This window comes from Rhodococcus sp. P4_E4 (assembly GCF_056401575.1).
The window spans coordinates 1-17,123 of record NZ_JBFUJB010000032.1; the positions used below are offsets into that span (position 1 = coordinate 1).

General features: G+C 63.3%; 19 protein-coding genes. 10 read left to right on the forward strand and 9 right to left on the reverse strand.

From position 1 onward, the window contains the following. On the reverse strand, positions 1-430 hold a 430-nt coding region (locus AC1DVN_RS28770), incomplete at its 3' end, for an ROK family protein (RefSeq protein ID WP_477994615.1). Between the two features lie 156 nt (positions 431-586). Between AC1DVN_RS28770 and AC1DVN_RS28775 the strand changes: the two genes are divergently transcribed. Beyond that, entirely contained in the window at positions 587-1,465 is an 879-nt protein-coding gene (locus AC1DVN_RS28775) for an inositol monophosphatase family protein (protein ID WP_021344118.1), read from the forward strand. A gap of 16 nt (positions 1,466-1,481) precedes the next feature. Here AC1DVN_RS28775 and cei read toward each other — a convergent pair whose 3' ends face one another. Next, entirely contained in the window at positions 1,482-2,165 is a 684-nt protein-coding gene (gene cei / locus AC1DVN_RS28780; RefSeq protein WP_003942618.1) for an envelope integrity protein Cei, read from the reverse strand. A gap of 533 nt (positions 2,166-2,698) precedes the next feature. On the opposite strand from cei, the gene AC1DVN_RS28785 reads away from it, so the two are divergent. Further along, positions 2,699-3,001: a DUF4193 domain-containing protein gene (locus AC1DVN_RS28785; protein ID WP_003942593.1), complete on the forward strand. Its 303-nt coding sequence runs from the start codon at positions 2,699-2,701 to the stop codon at positions 2,999-3,001. An 80-nt stretch (positions 3,002-3,081) separates the two neighbouring features. On the opposite strand, the gene AC1DVN_RS28790 is transcribed toward AC1DVN_RS28785, so the two are convergent. Then, entirely contained in the window at positions 3,082-3,579 is a 498-nt protein-coding gene (locus AC1DVN_RS28790) for a DUF3093 domain-containing protein (protein ID WP_019748248.1), read from the reverse strand. 41 nt (positions 3,580-3,620) lie between these two features. On the opposite strand from AC1DVN_RS28790, the gene dut reads away from it, so the two are divergent. Together dut and AC1DVN_RS28800 are read left to right on the forward strand one after the other, a co-directional pair. Continuing rightward, a complete protein-coding gene (gene dut, locus AC1DVN_RS28795; protein WP_003942635.1) occupies positions 3,621-4,115 on the forward strand; it encodes a dUTP diphosphatase in 495 nt (164 codons plus the stop codon). A gap of 3 nt (positions 4,116-4,118) precedes the next feature. Next, a complete protein-coding gene (locus AC1DVN_RS28800; RefSeq protein WP_428689897.1) occupies positions 4,119-4,958 on the forward strand; it encodes a DUF3710 domain-containing protein in 840 nt (279 codons plus the stop codon). Between the two features lie 11 nt (positions 4,959-4,969). On the opposite strand, the gene AC1DVN_RS28805 is transcribed toward AC1DVN_RS28800, so the two are convergent. Then, positions 4,970-5,695 (reverse strand): alpha/beta fold hydrolase, encoded by a 726-nt coding sequence (locus AC1DVN_RS28805; RefSeq protein WP_042951781.1) that lies wholly within the window; start codon positions 5,693-5,695, stop codon positions 4,970-4,972. A 138-nt stretch (positions 5,696-5,833) separates the two neighbouring features. On the opposite strand from AC1DVN_RS28805, the gene AC1DVN_RS28810 reads away from it, so the two are divergent. Then, a complete protein-coding gene (locus tag AC1DVN_RS28810) occupies positions 5,834-6,208 on the forward strand; it encodes an OB-fold nucleic acid binding domain-containing protein (RefSeq protein WP_003942613.1) in 375 nt (124 codons plus the stop codon). A gap of 52 nt (positions 6,209-6,260) precedes the next feature. After that, entirely contained in the window at positions 6,261-6,974 is a 714-nt protein-coding gene (locus tag AC1DVN_RS28815; RefSeq protein WP_070385150.1) for a DUF3159 domain-containing protein, read from the forward strand. Here the strand turns inward: AC1DVN_RS28815 and AC1DVN_RS28820 are convergent. From AC1DVN_RS28820 to AC1DVN_RS28830, 3 genes are all read right to left on the reverse strand, one after another. Then, positions 6,967-7,260: a GNAT family N-acetyltransferase gene (locus tag AC1DVN_RS28820; protein ID WP_019748253.1), complete on the reverse strand. Its 294-nt coding sequence runs from the start codon at positions 7,258-7,260 to the stop codon at positions 6,967-6,969. The two genes, AC1DVN_RS28815 and AC1DVN_RS28820, sit on opposite strands and share 8 nt — an antisense overlap. Before the next feature lie 33 nt (positions 7,261-7,293). Continuing rightward, positions 7,294-7,956 carry a potassium channel family protein gene (locus AC1DVN_RS28825; RefSeq protein ID WP_003942632.1) on the reverse strand — a complete coding sequence of 221 codons (663 nt, stop codon included), beginning with the start codon at positions 7,954-7,956 and terminating at the stop codon, positions 7,294-7,296. 86 nt (positions 7,957-8,042) lie between these two features. After that, positions 8,043-8,708, reverse strand: coding sequence for a potassium channel family protein (locus AC1DVN_RS28830; RefSeq protein ID WP_019748254.1), 666 nt, complete (start codon positions 8,706-8,708; stop codon positions 8,043-8,045). Positions 8,709-8,879: 171 nt separating this feature from the next. Between AC1DVN_RS28830 and AC1DVN_RS28835 the strand changes: the two genes are divergently transcribed. The 4 genes from AC1DVN_RS28835 to AC1DVN_RS28850 all read left to right on the forward strand — a co-directional run bounded on the left by AC1DVN_RS28835 (position 8,880) and on the right by AC1DVN_RS28850 (position 14,486). Continuing rightward, positions 8,880-10,874, forward strand: coding sequence for an APC family permease (locus AC1DVN_RS28835; RefSeq protein WP_007732857.1), 1,995 nt, complete (start codon positions 8,880-8,882; stop codon positions 10,872-10,874). 48 nt (positions 10,875-10,922) lie between these two features. Next, on the forward strand, positions 10,923-12,191 hold the full coding sequence (locus AC1DVN_RS28840; RefSeq protein WP_477994617.1) for a class I SAM-dependent RNA methyltransferase: 1,269 nt from the start codon (positions 10,923-10,925) through the stop codon (positions 12,189-12,191). 154 nt (positions 12,192-12,345) lie between these two features. Next, positions 12,346-12,834, forward strand: coding sequence for a MarR family winged helix-turn-helix transcriptional regulator (locus AC1DVN_RS28845; protein ID WP_003942624.1), 489 nt, complete (start codon positions 12,346-12,348; stop codon positions 12,832-12,834). 5 nt (positions 12,835-12,839) lie between these two features. Beyond that, positions 12,840-14,486 carry an MDR family MFS transporter gene (locus AC1DVN_RS28850; protein WP_019748256.1) on the forward strand — a complete coding sequence of 549 codons (1,647 nt, stop codon included), beginning with the start codon at positions 12,840-12,842 and terminating at the stop codon, positions 14,484-14,486. Between the two features lie 50 nt (positions 14,487-14,536). Here the strand turns inward: AC1DVN_RS28850 and AC1DVN_RS28855 are convergent, their stop codons facing one another. After that, positions 14,537-15,202, reverse strand: coding sequence for an SIMPL domain-containing protein (locus AC1DVN_RS28855; RefSeq protein WP_019748257.1), 666 nt, complete (start codon positions 15,200-15,202; stop codon positions 14,537-14,539). A 9-nt stretch (positions 15,203-15,211) separates the two neighbouring features. Continuing rightward, a complete protein-coding gene (gene glsA, locus AC1DVN_RS28860) occupies positions 15,212-17,038 on the reverse strand; it encodes a glutaminase A (RefSeq protein WP_047888397.1) in 1,827 nt (608 codons plus the stop codon). Between the last annotated feature and the right edge of the window lie 85 nt (positions 17,039-17,123).

The following is a 17,123-nucleotide window of genomic DNA, read 5'->3' on the forward strand; positions in this document are numbered from 1 at the left end:
CCAACACGGCAGATCCGATTCCGGTGCCGAAGGTCAAGAGGATCACGACGCCGGAGGTGTCCTTGCCCGCGCCGAACGAGTCCTCGGCAATTCCGGCGGCGTCGGCGTCGTTGAGGACGGTGACTTCGCGCCCGCCCAGAGCCTTGCCGAAGAGCGCGGCCGCGTCGGTGTCGATCCAGGACTTGTCGATGTTCGCGGCGCTGCGCGCGACGCCGCCGGTCACGACAGCGGGCAACGTGATGCCGACCGGACCGGTCCACTTGGCTTGCTCGACGATCTCGGCCACAGTGCCCGCGATCGCATCGGGAGTGGACGGCTGCGGGGTCAGGATCTTGATGCGGTCACCGATCATTTCCCCGGTGCTCAGGTCGATCGTGCCGCCCTTGACGCCGCTGCCGCCGACGTCGATCCCGAAACCTGTGGTTGTCATCGTCCTGCGCTCCTGAGTGTCGAATTCGAGGTCACGATCTACCGTTGCAAACACTAACCCGAACGAGGACTCGGGCGCGTGCGACTCCAGGCGTTCGAGTGGTGCCCCTCGGTAGAGATGTGTTGCGATGGTCCGGTGCGCCCTTCAGAAAGAACGTTGCCCGACTTTTCCGCCGATTCTCTGGACCCCGCACAATTGCGGGCAGTTGCCGTAGCCGTCGCCGAACGCGCAGCCGAACACGTCCGCGTGCGGCGGCCCGAGGTATTCGGCCTGGTGGGTTCCGGTGCCTCCGAGGGTGGTTCGGTTGCTGCGAAGAGCACGCCGACCGATCCCGTCACGGTGGTCGATACCGAAACCGAACAGGTGATTCGCGACCTTCTGGCGCAATTGCGCCCTGCAGATTCGATCTTGGGTGAGGAAGGTGGCGGAGACACCGACGATTCCGCGGGAGTTCGATGGGTTGTCGATCCCATCGACGGCACGGTGAATTTTCTCTACGGAATCCCCGCGTTCGCCATTTCGGTGGCCGTACAGATCGACGGGATCTCAGTGGCCGGGGCTGTCGTCGACGTGTCGCTGGAAACAACGTATTCCGCGCACCGGGGCGGCGGCGCAACCATGGCCACGGCCGACGGCGTCGTCAGCGAACTGCACGCCAATGAGGTGACCGAACTGTCAATGGCTTTGTTGGCCACCGGTTTCGGCTACGGAGCGGATCGCCGAAAGGTGCAGGGCACCTTGATCGGGCAGATCCTGCCGCAGGTTCGCGACATCCGACGCATAGGTTCGGCTGCTTTGGATCTGTGCATGGTTGCCACCGGCCGGGTCGACGCTCACTTCGAGCACGGGCTGAGTCCGTGGGACTGGGCCGCGGGCTCCCTGATCGCTTCCGAAGCGGGCGCCGTGATCAACGTCCCGGCGCCCAATTCCACTTCGGCCGACGGAGATGTCGTCTATGCGGTGGCTCCGGCGATCGCCGAGCAGTTCGCGCACATGCTCAGTTCGATCGGCGCAGATCAGCCGATTCCGAGCTGAGGCCGAACCGGGTTTGTCAGCAGCGCGCCGTGCGCGCTGCTTTGAGCAGTGCGATGTCCATCGGAGCGACTTCGGCGTTTGCGGGCTGCTCGGCCAGAGCATGCAGGATCGCGGTGGCGTCGGTGTTAGGGGTCAGGGCGCCCTTGTTGTAGGTGCCGAGAGCCAGGTCGACGGTGTCGTCGCCGCGGCCGTCCTGGACCAGTTCGGCGCAGGGGGCGACCAGCCAGACGGAACTGGCGGCGGCGAGGCCGTTCGCTCCGAAGCGGATCTGACCCTGGCACTCCATGTTCTGGTCGACGTAGACGGGGTCGTTTCCGACCTGGACGTCCGGCGCGCTGGAGAAGCCGAACTCGCTCAGTTGCGCTGCCACCTGGGCGGCCTGACCGTGTTCGCCGTTGGCGTTGAACACACGAACCTTGGTGGCCGCCAGGGGAGCGGGATCCACGTCGAGCAGCTTCGAGCGGTCGACGACGGTTCCCAGCGGTAGTGGCGCCGCTGCCGAGGGATCGGAGGAAGGCTGCGGGAGGTTGCAGGCGACGGTGTCACTGACTTCTGCCTCGGCGCTCAGGATGCGGACCCACAAGACACTGCCGATCAATGCGAGTACCGCGAACACGGCGATCACCGGCCACGCGCGCCGACGGCGGAACGGACGTCCCTGGTCATCGGTAGAGCTGCCTTCGGTGATCAGAGAAACCACGGTATCCCTCGACTTTCTTGACGAAACTTCTACTTCGCCATCGGGCCGAGCGGCGCCGGCATGACGTTCGGTGCCTACCTTAGAGGGCTTGTGTGACGACACAGCCGAGGCGCGGCTCGACGCGTCGGGCCGCTGGCGATCGCCCAACGGTAGTTGGGCAACTAGCGGGCAGTTTCTACCCGGATCCGGTCTGAAAATGTCGCCGAAAGGTCACAGCTTGCTCTTGCCTTGGTGACAATTCGCAGTCATTTTTCGGAAATTTCCGATTCGGTTACTACTTTCGTGCTCACGTCGGCTACTGTCTGGCGGCCCAGGTCGTTCAACTGGGCATCGGCCGGACGCCGAAATGACAACCAAATGAGGCGCAGATCACGTTCTCGGAAGGAACTTCCGGGCACTAATTCCAGTCCTGCAGCGTTATGCAGCGACAGGGAATGATCTGGATGCCACGGCGGTTTCCATGCGCATCAAGGATCTACCGGATTCTCGGCGCACACGGGACCGGGATACACGAAGAGGATGGGGTAGACGAGATGGCAACTGACTACGACGCACCGAGGCGTACAGAGTCCGACGAGGTTTCGGAGGACTCTCTCGAGGAGCTGAAGGCGCGACGCAACGAAGCGCAGTCAGCCGTCGTCGACATCGACGAGACGGACACCGCGGAGTCCTTCGAGCTGCCGGGTGCCGACCTTTCCGGCGAGGAACTCTCGGTTCGAGTTGTTCCGAAGCAGGCAGACGAGTTCACGTGTTCGAGCTGCTTCCTGGTTCATCACCGCAGCCGCCTGGCCAGTGATGCCAACGGGCAGCTCGTATGCATGGACTGCGCTGCCTGATCTCCCTTCCCGGTGGTCGACCCGTCAGCTCGCGGGTCGACCAAGGGTCGGGAAGTACTGCTTTGCTGTGACCGCGCTGGTCAGCGATCCAGCGCAGCCAGCAGATCAGCGGGACGACGTGTGCTCACGAGCCAGTACGGCGTGGGATCCTCCGGGTCGTCGAGCACGATCAACACCATTGTCTTGACCCATGGGCGATGTTGGACGAACGCCGACGGATCGAGTTGGCGCCCCATCGCCGCACTCTTTGCGGAAGCCGGCACTGCTGCCGCCCGCGAAATCAGTTCGACCGGCAGGTGGGCTCGACCCACGTGCAGTTCTTTCACCCCTGCTGTCTCCACCACCTCGACGCGCATCCGACTGAGCCAGAATGCCGCCCAGATCGGGATGGGGAGCAGTACGACGTACGCCAGGTACGAGAGAAGCCCCGGGCGGCCCATGTGGACCTCGGCCGCGAGGAGTCCGGCTACGGCCAACCCGGCGATCCACCACCAGATCGGCACCCACAGGCGCTCGGAGAACAGCGTCGTGGACGGGGGCGTTGTGGTGGCGACGTCAGGTCGAGATGTTTCGGGCACCTGTCAAGGATAGTCCGTCGCTACGAGTAGTCTTGGCCCACGTGAGCGACCATCTCTCCATCGCCTTGAAGCGACTGGATCCAGACCTGCCCGTTCCACAGCGTGCGCATCCCGGAGATGCGGGTGTGGATCTGTGCTCCACCAGCGACGTCACCATCGAACCCGGCCATAGAACACTGGTCGGAACGGGGATCGCGATCGCGTTGCCGGTGGGCACCGTCGGGTTGATCCATCCGCGTTCCGGACTCGCAGCCAAATCGGGACTGTCGATCGTTAATGCGCCCGGAACCGTGGACGCGGGATACCGGGGCGAACTCAAGGTCTGCTTGATCAATCTCGATCCGGCCACAGCCATCGACATCCGCCGCGGTGACCGAATCGCTCAGCTCGTGGTTCAACGAGTCGAACTTCCGGTTTTCGAGGAAGTCGAGTCGCTGGACGACACGACCAGAGGAACCGGAGGCTACGGTTCCAGCGGCGGTCACGCGATACTCGATACCGATGCGCCTGGCGCGGTCGTCGGAGAGGGAGTCTGAATCATGTTCGGACGCAAGAAGAAGACAGACGTCGACGAGGAACCCACCAGCTTCTTCGGTGACGAGAACGACGAGTCGGTGGAGATCGACGAGGTCGAAGACGATCTCGACGTCGCCGGCGACGAGTTCGGTGACGAATCGGAAGGCCCTTACGACATCACGGAGATCGATTCCGACGATCCGACGGCAGGCCGTGACGGTCAGCGCCTGGATCTCGGTTCCGTTCTGGTGCCGATGCCGACCGGCGGACAGTTGCAGGTCGAGATGGCACCCAACGGTTCGCCGCAGGCCGTGCACCTGGTCACCGAACATGGCCGCATCACGGTTGCTGCATACGCCGCCCCGAAATCACCCGGTCAGTGGCGTGAGGTCGTTGCCGAGCTCGCGCAGTCGCTTCGCGACGACAATTCTGCGGTGAGCGTCGAGAACGGCCCTTGGGGCCGGGAACTGGCTGCCGTGACGGCCAACATGGACCTGCGGTTCATCGGCGCCGACGGTCCGCGGTGGATGGTCCGCTGCGTGGTTGCGGGTCCGAGCGGATCCACCGCCGCGAACACCCCTTTGGTGGCAATCGCACGCGACATCCTGCGCGACACCGTCGTCAACCGAGGATCAGAGCCGCATCCGGTGCGGACACCGCTGCCCGTCGTGCTCCCGCAGGTACTCGCCGAGCAGCTGGCGGCCGCACACGAGCAGCAGTTGGCAACAGCGCAGCAGCAACAAGTCGCCGCCCAGCAGCAACAGCAGTCAGCTCCGCCCGCTCCGCCGTCACCTCCAGCGCGACCGACCCCGCCGCCGCGTAGCGGCGAATCCGGTTCTGCCATGCAGCAATTGGGTCAATAGCAGGTTTTCTTTCAGGCGCTCGCGGTGGTATCGGATTCGATCGCCGCGAGCGCTTTGATGCAGGTGGACCCGAGAACCGCGGGGTCGCGCCCGATCATGTCGAGCGTCGTCGTGGCGACTGCGCCGCGGGGGAGTGCATTCGCCCAGGCCTGCGCCACTGCCGCGGGATGAACCGGATCGTCCACCGCCGAAGCGATGCCGACCGGAATGCCCACCGCCTGTAACGCGCTCTCGCTGAGCGAGTGGTACGACGCCGCCTCGTCGAGCGCGGCCGGGAGATCGGGCCATTGAGAGCGCCAGGAGCGCTCGAGTTCGGCTCCGAGCCACGCCGGACTCGACGCGAGCATCGCTGCGATCACCGCCTCCAATCCTTCGGAGCGCAGTTGTGCTGCGGTGAACCTCGCGCTCGCTGCAGCGGGTGCGTCGTCCGCCGACCCGATCCAGGCCGGAAGCGCTGCCAACACACTCACGGTTCTATCGGGGTTCTCGGCGGCCCACTGGAGCGCCACGGCGGCCCCGATCGAGACGCCTCCGACGATGATTCGGCCGTGTGTGTCCGCGGCTCGGTCCATCGCGTCCAGATAGCCGTCCACGACACGCCGAGGGTCCGGTTCAATTGCGACGATGCGCACACCCAGAGCCGCTAGCGGCGCCCGGAATGCGCGGTCTGCGAAGTGGGCGTCAGAGCCTGTACCTGGGAGAACGACGGCAACGGTCGCCGATTCTGAGTTCTGCATCTTTTGATCTTGCCCGGTGCCCCCGAGACGCGGACTGACCGGTGTGGTTACACGCTCGTAATGGGTCTACAGTGGCGATCACACAGCCCTTCACGTGACGCGAAACCCTTGCGTCACACATGTTCGCAGGAGCGCGCAATGGCACCCGCCGCCGCAGGATATTTTCGTCGACTGACCCAGCGTCTGACCGAGGACGTCGACCAGTTGGACGCCCAGGAGATGGCCGAGTCCAACAAGGCTTCCGGAGGTCAGAAGGCCTGCGATTGTCGTCGCGGTGAAGAAGTCACGATGGTGGGCCGACTCCGCAGCGTCGACGCGTGTCCCAAGTCGGGAAATGCCAGCATCGAGGCCGAGTTCTTCGACGGCACCGAGGTGATCAATCTCGTCTGGATCGGGCGTCGCCGGATCCCGGGAATCGAGACCGGTAAGACCCTGCTGATCCGCGGTCGTGTGGGCGAGCGTGACGGTCGCAAGGCGATCTTCAACCCTTACTACGAACTGCGCGGCGAATAGGCGCGTTTCCCGCATTTACCGTGCAACTCGGTGACTGTGGCACCCTCGACAGGTGACTGAAACACAACAGCGATCGGTAATCGACCAACTCGGCGGGCTGAGTGGTCTGATCTATTCGTCTTTGCCGATTCTGATTTTTGTCCCGGTCAACAGCATCTGGAACCTCACCGCGGCAATCTGGGCCGCATTGGGCGTCGCTGTCGCTATCGCGGCCTGGCGCCTTTTCCGCAAGGATTCCCTCCAACCCGCAATTTCCGGGTTTCTCGGAGTCGGAGTTTCCGCGTTCATCGCCTATCGCACCGGCGATGCCAAAGGATATTTCCTCTTCGGTATCTACACGAGCCTCGCCTACGGTGCGGTCTTCCTGATTTCCATCCTCGTGCGCTGGCCGCTCGTCGGAATCATCTGGGGTTATCTCAACGGGCACGGCAATCTGTGGCGCAAGCACAGCTCCGCCGTCCGGCTCTACGACATCGCGACGGGGGCGTGGGCGCTGGTCTTCGGTGCACGGTATCTCGTTCAGTCACAGCTCTACGACACCGACCACACCGGATGGCTCGCAGTCGCGCGTATCGGCATGGGTTGGCCATTGACCGGTTTGGTGCTGCTCGTGACGGTCTGGGCTGTGCGGAAGGCCGATCGCATCGTCGAGCCGGAACCGGTTGTGGAGCCCGAAAGCAGCGAGCCCACCGCAACGGACGCAGGGTCCGAAGAGGTGGGCTCGGTGAATCTGACGAAGCCGCGCGAAGACCGCGATCTCAGCTGATCAGGTCCTGGTACTCGGGGTGCTTGTCGAGAAACTTCACGACGTACGGGCAGACCGGGTGAACCTTGAGACCACGGGCGCGTAGGTCGTCCAGAGCCTGGCGGACGAGAATCGCGGCCAGCCCGAAACCTTCGAAGGCCGGGTATATCTCGGTGTGGTTGAACGAGACGACGTCACCGGACGTGGTGTAGTCCTCGATGCCGGCGAGGTCGCCGTCTGCATGGATCTCGTACCGGCTCTGGGCTGGATTGTCGGTGACTACGGTGTTTTCGGGTGCTTGTGCCATGTGATTCCCTTTCGTCGTCAGTGTGTTCGTCGGTCAATTCTCTAGGCGGAGTGCAACGCGCAACTGATCCTCGGCGTCGACGGCCGCGACGAACAGGAGTTCGTCTCCACCTTCGATGGGATCGTCCATCTGCGGGACGATCACACGCCCACCCCGCAGAATGGTGACCAGTGCGCAGTCCCGCGGAAGTTCGAGCTTCTTGACGGCTTTTCCGGCAAGAGGTGTGTTGTCGGGCAACGTGATCTCGACGAGATTGGCCTGCCCCTGCCGCAGTGTCATCAGTTTGACCAGGTCACCGACGGAGACGGCTTCTTCGACGAGCGAAGCGAGCATCCGCGGTGTCGAGACGGCGACGTCGACGCCCCACGACTCGTCGAAGAGCCATTCGTTGCGGGGATCATTGACGCGGGCGACAACTCGGCGAACGCCGAACTCGGTTTTCGCGAGCAGACTGAGGACCAGGTTGGCCTTGTCGTCTCCGGTTGCGGCGATCACGACCTCGTAGGACTCCATCGACGCGTCCTCGAGGCGGCTGAGTTCGCACGCGTCCGCGTGTACCCACTTCGCCTCGGGCACCGACTCCGGTTCGATGTGATCGAGTTTGCGCTCGATCAGCATGACGTCGTGTGAGCTTCGAATCAGCTCTCGCGCAATGGAGCGGCCTACGGCGCCGGCTCCGGCGATGGCGACCTTCATCGAGAACTTCCAATCACGTTGTAGTGCAACACAGTCGCAGGCTTGTTGTGAGGGGCGGCGTTCGGATCAGTCATCTGCGGCCTCCGTCAGTCGTCACTCGGCGGCGGGTTGCCGGCCAGTGCGATCGCTTCGGCGACGGTTCCCGATACCGCGGCAATGTAGACCTGGTCGTCGGCCTGGATGACGGTCTTGCGATCGGGGAGCACGCCGGTTCCGAATCGGATGATGAAGGCGACTCTCGAACTGGTCGCGCTCTCGAGTAGTGCGATCGGCTTGCCGGCCCAATCCTCGTGCAGGGCAAGTTCGGTAATCGCAACAGTGCCCGAAGGATCGCGCCACTTCGCGGTCTGACTTTCCTTGGTCAGCGTGTGCAGGAAGCGATCCGTCGACCACGGCACGGTCGCGACGGTGGGGATGCCGAGGCGCTCGTAAACGGCGGCACGCTTGGCGTCGTAAATACGCGCGACGACGCGTTCGACGCCGAAAGTCTCGCGTGCGACTCGCGCCGCGATGATGTTGGAGTTGTCTCCCGAGGACACCGCAGCGAAGGCGTCGGCCCGCTCGATGCCCGCCCGGACCAGCACGTCACGGTCGAACCCCATTCCCAGAACCTTGGTTCCCGGGAAGTCGAGATCGAGACGCAGAAACGCACTCTGATCGCGGTCGATGACGGCGACCTCGTGTCCGATCCTGGTCAGAGACGCGGCGAGGGAAGAACCCACTCGACCGCACCCCATGATGACGACATACACGCCCTACTCCGTTCATGGACCCTCATGGCGCGATTGCACGCCGAATCGAACGGTACAGCCCCTCACGGGAAGAGCAAGTACAACGGGCGCCTGCGTGCCGGGTGTCACGACAAAAGGTGAAGTTGGGGCTCTGATGACTCCGAATCGGGCGAGACGGCTTACGCTTTGCACGTGTCTAAGCTCTCGACCGCTACCAAGCGGCTCCTGCTCGGTCGGCCGTTCCGAAGCGACAAACTCGGGCACACGCTGCTACCCAAGCGAATTGCACTACCGGTCTTCGCGTCCGACGCGATGTCGTCCGTCGCGTATGCCCCCGAAGAAATCTTCCTGGTTCTCTCCGTCGCGGGTATTTCCGCGTATGCGTACACGCCCTGGATCGGATTGTCCGTCGCCATCGTCATGGCTGTGGTGGTGGCGAGTTACCGCCAGAACGTCCATGCATACCCGTCCGGTGGCGGCGACTACGAGGTCGCGACGGTCAACCTCGGCCCGACCGCCGGTCTGACCGTCGGTAGTGCGCTGATGGTCGACTACGTGCTGACGGTCGCCGTGTCGATCTCGTCGGCGGCGTCGAACATCGGCTCGGCTCTGCCGTTCGTCGCGCAGCACAAGGTGTTGTTCGCGGTCGCGGCGATCGTGTTGCTGACGGCGGTCAACCTTCGCGGTATCCGTGAATCGGGGACCGCGTTCGCAATTCCGACTTACGCATTCATCGTCGGCATGTTCCTGATGCTCGGGTGGGGGTTCTTCCGGATCTACGTCCTCGGCGAGGACGTGCACGCGGAATCGTCGTCGTTCACGCTCAACGCCGAGGATTCGCATCTGTACGGAATTGCCTTCGCGTTCCTGATCGCGCGCGCCTTCTCCTCGGGGTGTGCTGCATTGACCGGCGTCGAGGCCATCAGTAACGGCGTACCGGCGTTCCAGAAGCCGAAATCGCGCAACGCGGCCACGACCTTGCTGCTGCTCGGGTCGATCGCCATCGTCCTGTTGATGGGCATCATCATCCTGGCTCAGAAGATCGGCATCGTCTACGCACACAATCCGCAGGAACAGCTGGTCGGTGCGCCGGAGGGTTACCACCAGAAGACCTTGATCGCGCAGATCGCCGAAGCCGTGTTCAGTGGTTTCCCGATCGGATTCTTCTTCATGGCGATCGTCACGGCACTGATCTTGGTTCTGGCCGCGAACACCGCGTTCAACGGATTCCCGGTACTCGGATCGATCCTGGCGCAGGATCGGTACCTACCGCGTCAGCTGCACACGCGCGGCGACCGACTGGCATTCAGCAACGGAATCCTCTTCCTCTCCGGTGCTGCGATCGCATTCGTCGTGGTGTTCGGCGCCGAGGTCACCAAGCTCATCCAGCTGTACATCGTCGGCGTCTTCGTCTCGTTCGTGCTCAGCCAGACGGGCATGATCAAGCACTGGACTCGGCATCTGAAGTCCGAGACCGACAAGGCACAGCGGGCCCGGATGCAGCGCTCGCGAGTGATCAATTCGATCGGTCTCGCAATGACCGCCACCGTCCTGATCATCGTTCTGATCACCAAGTTCGCTGCCGGCGCCTGGATCGCCATCGTCGCGATGGTCGCGATCTTCATCGTGATGAAGATGATCCGCAAGCACTACGACAGCGTCGCAGCCGAACTCGAGGAGCAGGAGTGGGACGGCGTACTGCCCAGCCGCACGCACTCGATCGTGCTCGTCTCGAAGTTGCACATGCCGACGATGCGAGCTCTCGCCTACGCGCGAGCCACGCGACCTGACACCCTCGAAGCCATCACGGTCAACGTCGACGAGCCCGACACCCGTGCACTCGTGCGTGAGTGGGAGAAGAGCGACGTGACGGTTCCGCTCAAGGTGATCGAGTCGCCGTACCGCGAAATCACCAAGCCGGTTCTCGATTACGTCAAGCGTGTACGACGCGATGCTCCGCGTGATGTCGTCACCGTCTTCATTCCCGAGTACGTCGTCGGACACTGGTGGGAGCAGATCCTGCACAATCAGAGCGCGCTTCGTCTGAAGAGTCGTCTGCTCTTCCAGCCCGGCGTGATGGTGACCAGCGTTCCGTGGCAGCTGAGTTCGTCGGCAAAGGCAAAGCCGCTGGACATCGAGAAGACCGCAGGCGCCACGCGTCGCGGTTACGACACCGGCGAGAAATGATCACCGGCGAAAAATGATCGGCAACATCGAAATGGCAGGCGTAGTTCGTTGAGTGAGAATTGGACCGGGCAGACCTTCGAGGTCGATCTGGGCAACCCCGGTCACGGCGGGTTCGTCGTCGCCCGGCACGAGGGACGGGTCGTGTTCGTCCGTCACGGTTTGCCGGGGGAGCGGGCGCTGGTCCGGGTGACGGAGGACAAGGGCGGATCGTTCTGCCGCGCCGACGCGATCACAGTTCTCGACGCATCTCCGCATCGCATCGATCCGACATGCCCGATCTCCGGCCCGGGCGGGGCGGGCTGCTGCGACTACTCGCATGCGGATCTGAGTGTCCAACGTGAGATGAAGACCTCGGTCGTGCGTGAGCAGCTTCTGCGACTCGCTCGTGTCGAATCGGACGTCGCGGTAGAGGAACTACCTGGAACCGGAGACGGAACGGGTTGGCGCACGCGAGTCCGGTTGGCGGTGGACGGGCACGGGGTCGCGGGATACCACGCGTACCGGAGCAACCGGATCGTCACGGACCTGCGCTGCACCCAGATCGATCAGAGCGCGTACGACGGTCTCGGCGGTGCGCAATGGGCGCCAGGGAGCGAGCTGCAGGTCGTTCTCGACGCTGCCGGTCAGCGGCACGTCGTGGAAATTGCCGCACCCGCGGTGTCCAAGACGGGACGGCGGACGCCGGGGCGTCGCGGCGCGATGGCACGCCGAGCGGCGAGCGGCGGCCCGCGAAAGACCCGAGTGGCCATCGGATCGGACACAGTGATCGAGCGCGTCGGCAATCGAGAATGGGCGCTGGCCGCGACCGGTTTCTGGCAGGCCCATCGCGGCGCTGCGAACGCGTACTCACAGGTGGTCGGGGAGTGGGCCGGAGCCACTACCGCGGACACGGCGTGGGATCTCTACGGCGGAGTCGGGGTTTTCGCATCCGTGCTCGCCGACCTTGTCGGGCCGTCCGGCGTGGTGGAGTCAGTCGAATCTTCGGCGCGCGCAGTCGCGGACGGGCGGGCAGCTCTGTCCGATCTCGGTCAGGTGCGCTTCCACAGCGCCCGCGTCGAGAACGTCATCGCGGATCTGGAGCGTTCGCCTGCCGTCGTCGTGCTCGACCCGCCACGTGCGGGAGCCGGCCGTCCGGTCGTGGAAGCTCTCGCCGCAACGGGCGCTGAACGGATCGTGCACATCGGGTGCGACCCGGCGTCGTTCGGCCGCGATATCGGTCTCTACCTGGAGCAGGGCTTCAGAATCGGCGGCCTCCGGGCGTTCGACGCCTTCCCTCAGACTCACCACATGGAGTGCATCGCGCTCCTCGAACGCTGACGCGTCCCGAAATCTTTCCCTGAAACGGTGTGACGCTTCTCGCGTTCAGAACAGTTGCTTGCATTACGCAACTAATCGTATAGTTTCGTTCTGCAAGTAGTTTTCCGTTTTCAAGTCACGGCTCGTTCGGGCCGCTCGAATTCAGGGGTAGGCAATGTCGGTACAGCCGGAGACGGCCCAGGCGCTCGTCGACACGATCTTCATGTTCGGCAGATCGCTGCGAGCCGCGGTCACCACCGGTGCAGACAGCCTGCTGCCGCCTGCGCTGGTCAGTGTGTTGTTCATGCTGGCAGCGCGTGGGGAGTGCCGACAGAACGAATTGGCCGTCGATCTATGTGTCAGTCAGTCGTCGCTCAGCCGACAAATGTCGGATCTGGTCGACGCGGGGTATGTCGAGAGAAATCCCGATCCGGCTGACAAGCGGGCGTTCCGCATCCGAGTATCGGAAGAGGGACACGACGTTTTACGGAGAACCACGCAGCGGCGTGCGGCGCGTTTGCGCAACATGCTCGAAGACTGGAGCCAGGAAGAGGCCATGGCCGCAGTGACATCGCTGCAACGTCTCAACGAGACGTTCGGCGCATCGAATCGGCAGGCCTCACCGGCAGTTCCGCACACGGGCGTAGAAAGTATTGGGAGATAAGGCACATGGCAGCAACAGTAGGAGAAACCCGGGCAAGTACCGGAGGTGACGGATCGGCTCGCGAAGCGGGCGCGATGACTCACCGCGAAATTCTCGAAGCACTCACCGGACTCATCGCAGCGCTGTTCACCGCGCTGCTCAGCAGCACCATCGTTTCGACAGCGCTTCCCACGATCATCGGTGAACTGCACGGAACTCAGACGCAGTACGCCTGGATCATCACCACGGCACTGCTCGCCACCGCGGCATCGACGCCGATCTGGGGCAAACTGGCCGACCTTTACAACAAGAAGGTCCTGGTCCAGACCGCGATCGTCATCTTCGTGATCGGCTCGGTCATCGCCGGCGCGGCGCACAATGTTCCGTTGCTGCTCGGTGCACGTGTCATCCAGGGCATCGGCATGGGCGGCCTGACTGCTCTCGTCGTAGCCATCATCGGCACGATCATCCCGCCGCGAGATCGCGGTCGCTACTCCGGATACATGGGTGCGGCAATGGCCGTCTCGATGTCCGGTGGACCGATCCTCGGCGGCGTCCTCGTGGACACTGCCGGCTGGCGCTGGTGCTTCTACGTGTGTGTTCCGTTGGCAGTCATCGCACTGTTCCTGCTTCAGCGCACACTGCACGTCGAGACTGTGAAGAAGGACAACGTCTCCATCGACTGGATGGGCGCCACCTTGCTCACCGCCGGTGTCAGCGTCCTGCTGATCTGGGTTTCGTTTGCCGGTCAGGACGACTACTACGCCTGGTTCTCGAAGGAGTCGGCCTTCTTCGTCATCGGCGGTCTGGCCCTGCTCGGCCTGACGATGTTCGTCGAATCCAAGGTCAAGGATCCGATCCTGCCGATCAAGATCATCACCGAGCGCACAACTGCTCTCGCGATCATCGCCTCGATCGCAGTCGGTGTCGGCCTCTTCGGCGCGACGACCTTCCTGACGCAGTACTTCCAGACCGCACGCGGATTCGATCCCACCGAAGCCGGATTGCTCACCATTCCGATGGTCGCAGGCATGCTCGTCGCCTCCGTCGGCTCGGGACAGCTGATCACCAAGTTCGGTCAGTGGAAGCCCTTCATCGTCGCCGGCGCAGTTCTGCTGCTGGTCGGTTTCGGGCTGCTGTCGACGATCGACCACGCCACCAGCCTCTGGACCATCGGAATCTTCATCGCCATCGTCGGTCTGGGTACCGGCATGTTGATGCAGAACATCGTGCTCGCGGTGCAGAACACGGTCAGCGTCGAGAACATCGGTGCGGCCAGCAGTATCGTGGCGTTCTTCCGCACGTTCGGCGGCGCGATCGGCGTGTCGGTGCTCGGTTCGATTCTTGCGACTCGCGTCAAGACACTGACAGTCGATTCGGTCTCCACCTTGCCGCCCGAGCAGCAGGCAGTAGCTGGAAAGAGCCTCCAGGACGGCCTCGACCTGAGCAATATGCCTGACTTCGTCTCGCAGATCGTTCGGTTCGCCTACGGCGACGCAACAGGACGGATCTTCCTGGTCGCAGCCGTCGTCGCTGTGGTCACGCTCGTGTCGGTCATCTTCATCCCGAACCGTCCGCTGCGCACCACGATCGACATCGCGACTCCTGACGCCGAGCAGAAGTACGAAGAAGAGCGCGAAGAGAAGAACGAAGAGAAGAACCTCACTCGCTGATCCGCATGCCCGGCTGGTCTACCGCCGGCCGCGTCTTCTGAACAGTTCTGTCACGCCATAGCCCATCGAACGCGGACAGAGATCGATTCTTCGATCTCTCCGCGTTCGACGGCTATCGGGGCCGAATCCGCTTTCATCGCCGCGACACGTCCGCGCATCGGCACGATCTGGTCGAAGTCCTCGAGCACCTCGAGAACTTCGACCAGATCTTTATCTGCCAGGTCTGCGAACTGTCTGGCTTTCGATTCGGCTGCCGTCCATGCCAATTCGCGTGCTTTTGTCGCCAGATCGCTGCGGTCGTCGAGGTCGAACTCGAGCCCGTCGAGCCGAATCGCGTCGCCGCCCACCGATACACACGCCGCGATGACGGCGGCGGGGGAGTTGGCCGCTTCCGGCTCCAGTTCTCGCAGTACGACTCGGAAAGTTGTCGATGCGGTGAATCCTGTTGTCTCCTGGCGGCCTCCGTCACTCCAGTGAGTCTGCGGATGGACGCTCAGCCCGGCGGTGGTGAGGTCCGCTCCGCGCACACCGCGCGCGTGCAGGGTCTCGGTCAGCGCAGTGGACAGACGCGCGACGGCGTCGAATGCGTCGGAAACGGCCGTCTGTGTCACCGATACTCCGATCGTCAGCCGCACGATGTCGGGAACAGCTGTTGCAGTGGCAGTTCCGGTCACCGTGACAGTGGACGGTTCCGAGGTGAGGGCGGTGGTCGGCATGTGTACTTCCTATCCGATTCGTCCGGCGGATATGACACTCCGCAACATCAGGTCCAATTGCTCGTAGGCTCCCGCAGCCAGTCGTTCGAGCAGCGCAAGTTTCAACTCGGGTGCCTGCGCGGTCAGTTCTGCATATCGCTCCGGAGTCAGCACGGCCACGGTGACCGTGGAATCGGCGCGGATGTCGTTGAGGAACGGAGTGTCGAGGAACATCGTCATCTCGCCGAACGTCATTCCGGCGGAGAGCGTCGTGATGCGGTGCTCGACCCCGTGCGCGTCGGTGAACATGGTGCTGACCTGGCCACTGAGAATCAGGTAGAAGCCAGACGCCGATTCACCTCGGCGGGCGATCTTCTCGCCGCGGGCATAGGTACGGGTCTCCAACTCTGCCGAGAATCCCTCGATCTGTGCCGCGGACAGAGCATCGAGAACTGGGTGGTCCTCGATCGAGATCGTCGACGCCTGCCGTTCGGCCTCACAATGCACCGCAAGCAACGTGTCTTCGCACCACTGCATGGCGGAATCGAGATCCGCAAAAACCCGACCACTTCTTCTGGCGGGGTCGATGCTCGAACTTCGTTGTCCCAGCAGTCCTTGCGGATCGACGACGGCCACCGCACAAGCCTGCTCGGCCAGTTGAACCTGCAGCGCAGTGATCATGCGTACTGCGACGTCGCTGGCGTCGTCGACACGGCGGACGTCGATGACGACAACTTCGAGGCCCTCGTCCACCGAGCCGATTTCGCGGACCGCCGATTCGGCACCGGTGAAGAGGAGATCGCCGTGCAGTTCGTAGACCCGGCTGCGCTTGCCGACGTCGTCGAGCACAGCCTGTTCGGTCGGGGTGCGTCGTACTCGCGACGGTGCTTCGATGACGCTGTATCTGGCCCGGATCGACGAGCGTGACGCCCGCGTCACGTGGAGGAAGTGCAGTTCGAGTTCCTTCGACAGTGCACGGGCAGACGCAACTCCGCGAACGCTGTTTCCGTGAACGTCGAGCCTGGGGGAGTACACCGCGATGCCGATCTGGCCAGGCAGAACCGCCAGGACTCCGCCGCCGACGCCGCTCTTGGCCGGCAATCCGACCTCTACCAGCCACTTGCCGGCGCCGTCGTACATTCCGCACGTAGCCATGACGCTGAGGACCTGCTCGACGCCCGCGGGCGCCAGCGCACGCTCGTGGGTGAGCGGATTGACACCGTTGTTCGCCATCGTCGCAGCCATCAGACTCAGATCGCGGCAGGTCACGTCGATCGAGCACTGACGGAAATACAGGTCGACGGCCTCGTCGGGATTGCCGGTGATGACGTCGAAGGATCGCAGCATGTGTCCGATCGCGCGGTTGCGGTGACCGGTGCGCGCCTCGGAGGTGTAGACCGACTCGTTGAATGCCAGTTCACGGCCCGCGTACCTCGAGTAGGCCGAGCGGATGCGCTCGAAGCGGGCCTCGGGATTCGGGCCGGCGACCAGTGATGCAGCGGTGATCGCCCCGGCATTGATCATGGGGTTTCGTGGCCTTTCGGTGAGCGGGTCGAGGCTGATTTCGTTGAACGGCTCGCCGGATGGTTCGACGTCGATTTTCGCGGCAACCGCCTCGCTTCCCCGATCGGCGAGAGCCAAGGCGTAGGTGAAGGGTTTCGAGATCGACTGAATGGTGAACGGGATTCGCGAGTCACCGATCTCGTAGACGTAACCGTCGACGGTGGCGATGCAGATTCCGAACGAATCGGGGGCGACCGCCGCGAGTTCGGGGATGTAGTCGGCCAACTCACCCTCGTCGAGTGATCGGACTTCGTCGAACACTCGCGTTATCAGGTCGTCGACCACAGTTCCCATATGTCGACCTTAAGCCGACATGGCGGTCGTTTTGTGGAACAAGAGTTGTCGAGTCGATTGCGACGGATCCCATTTGTCTGTGATT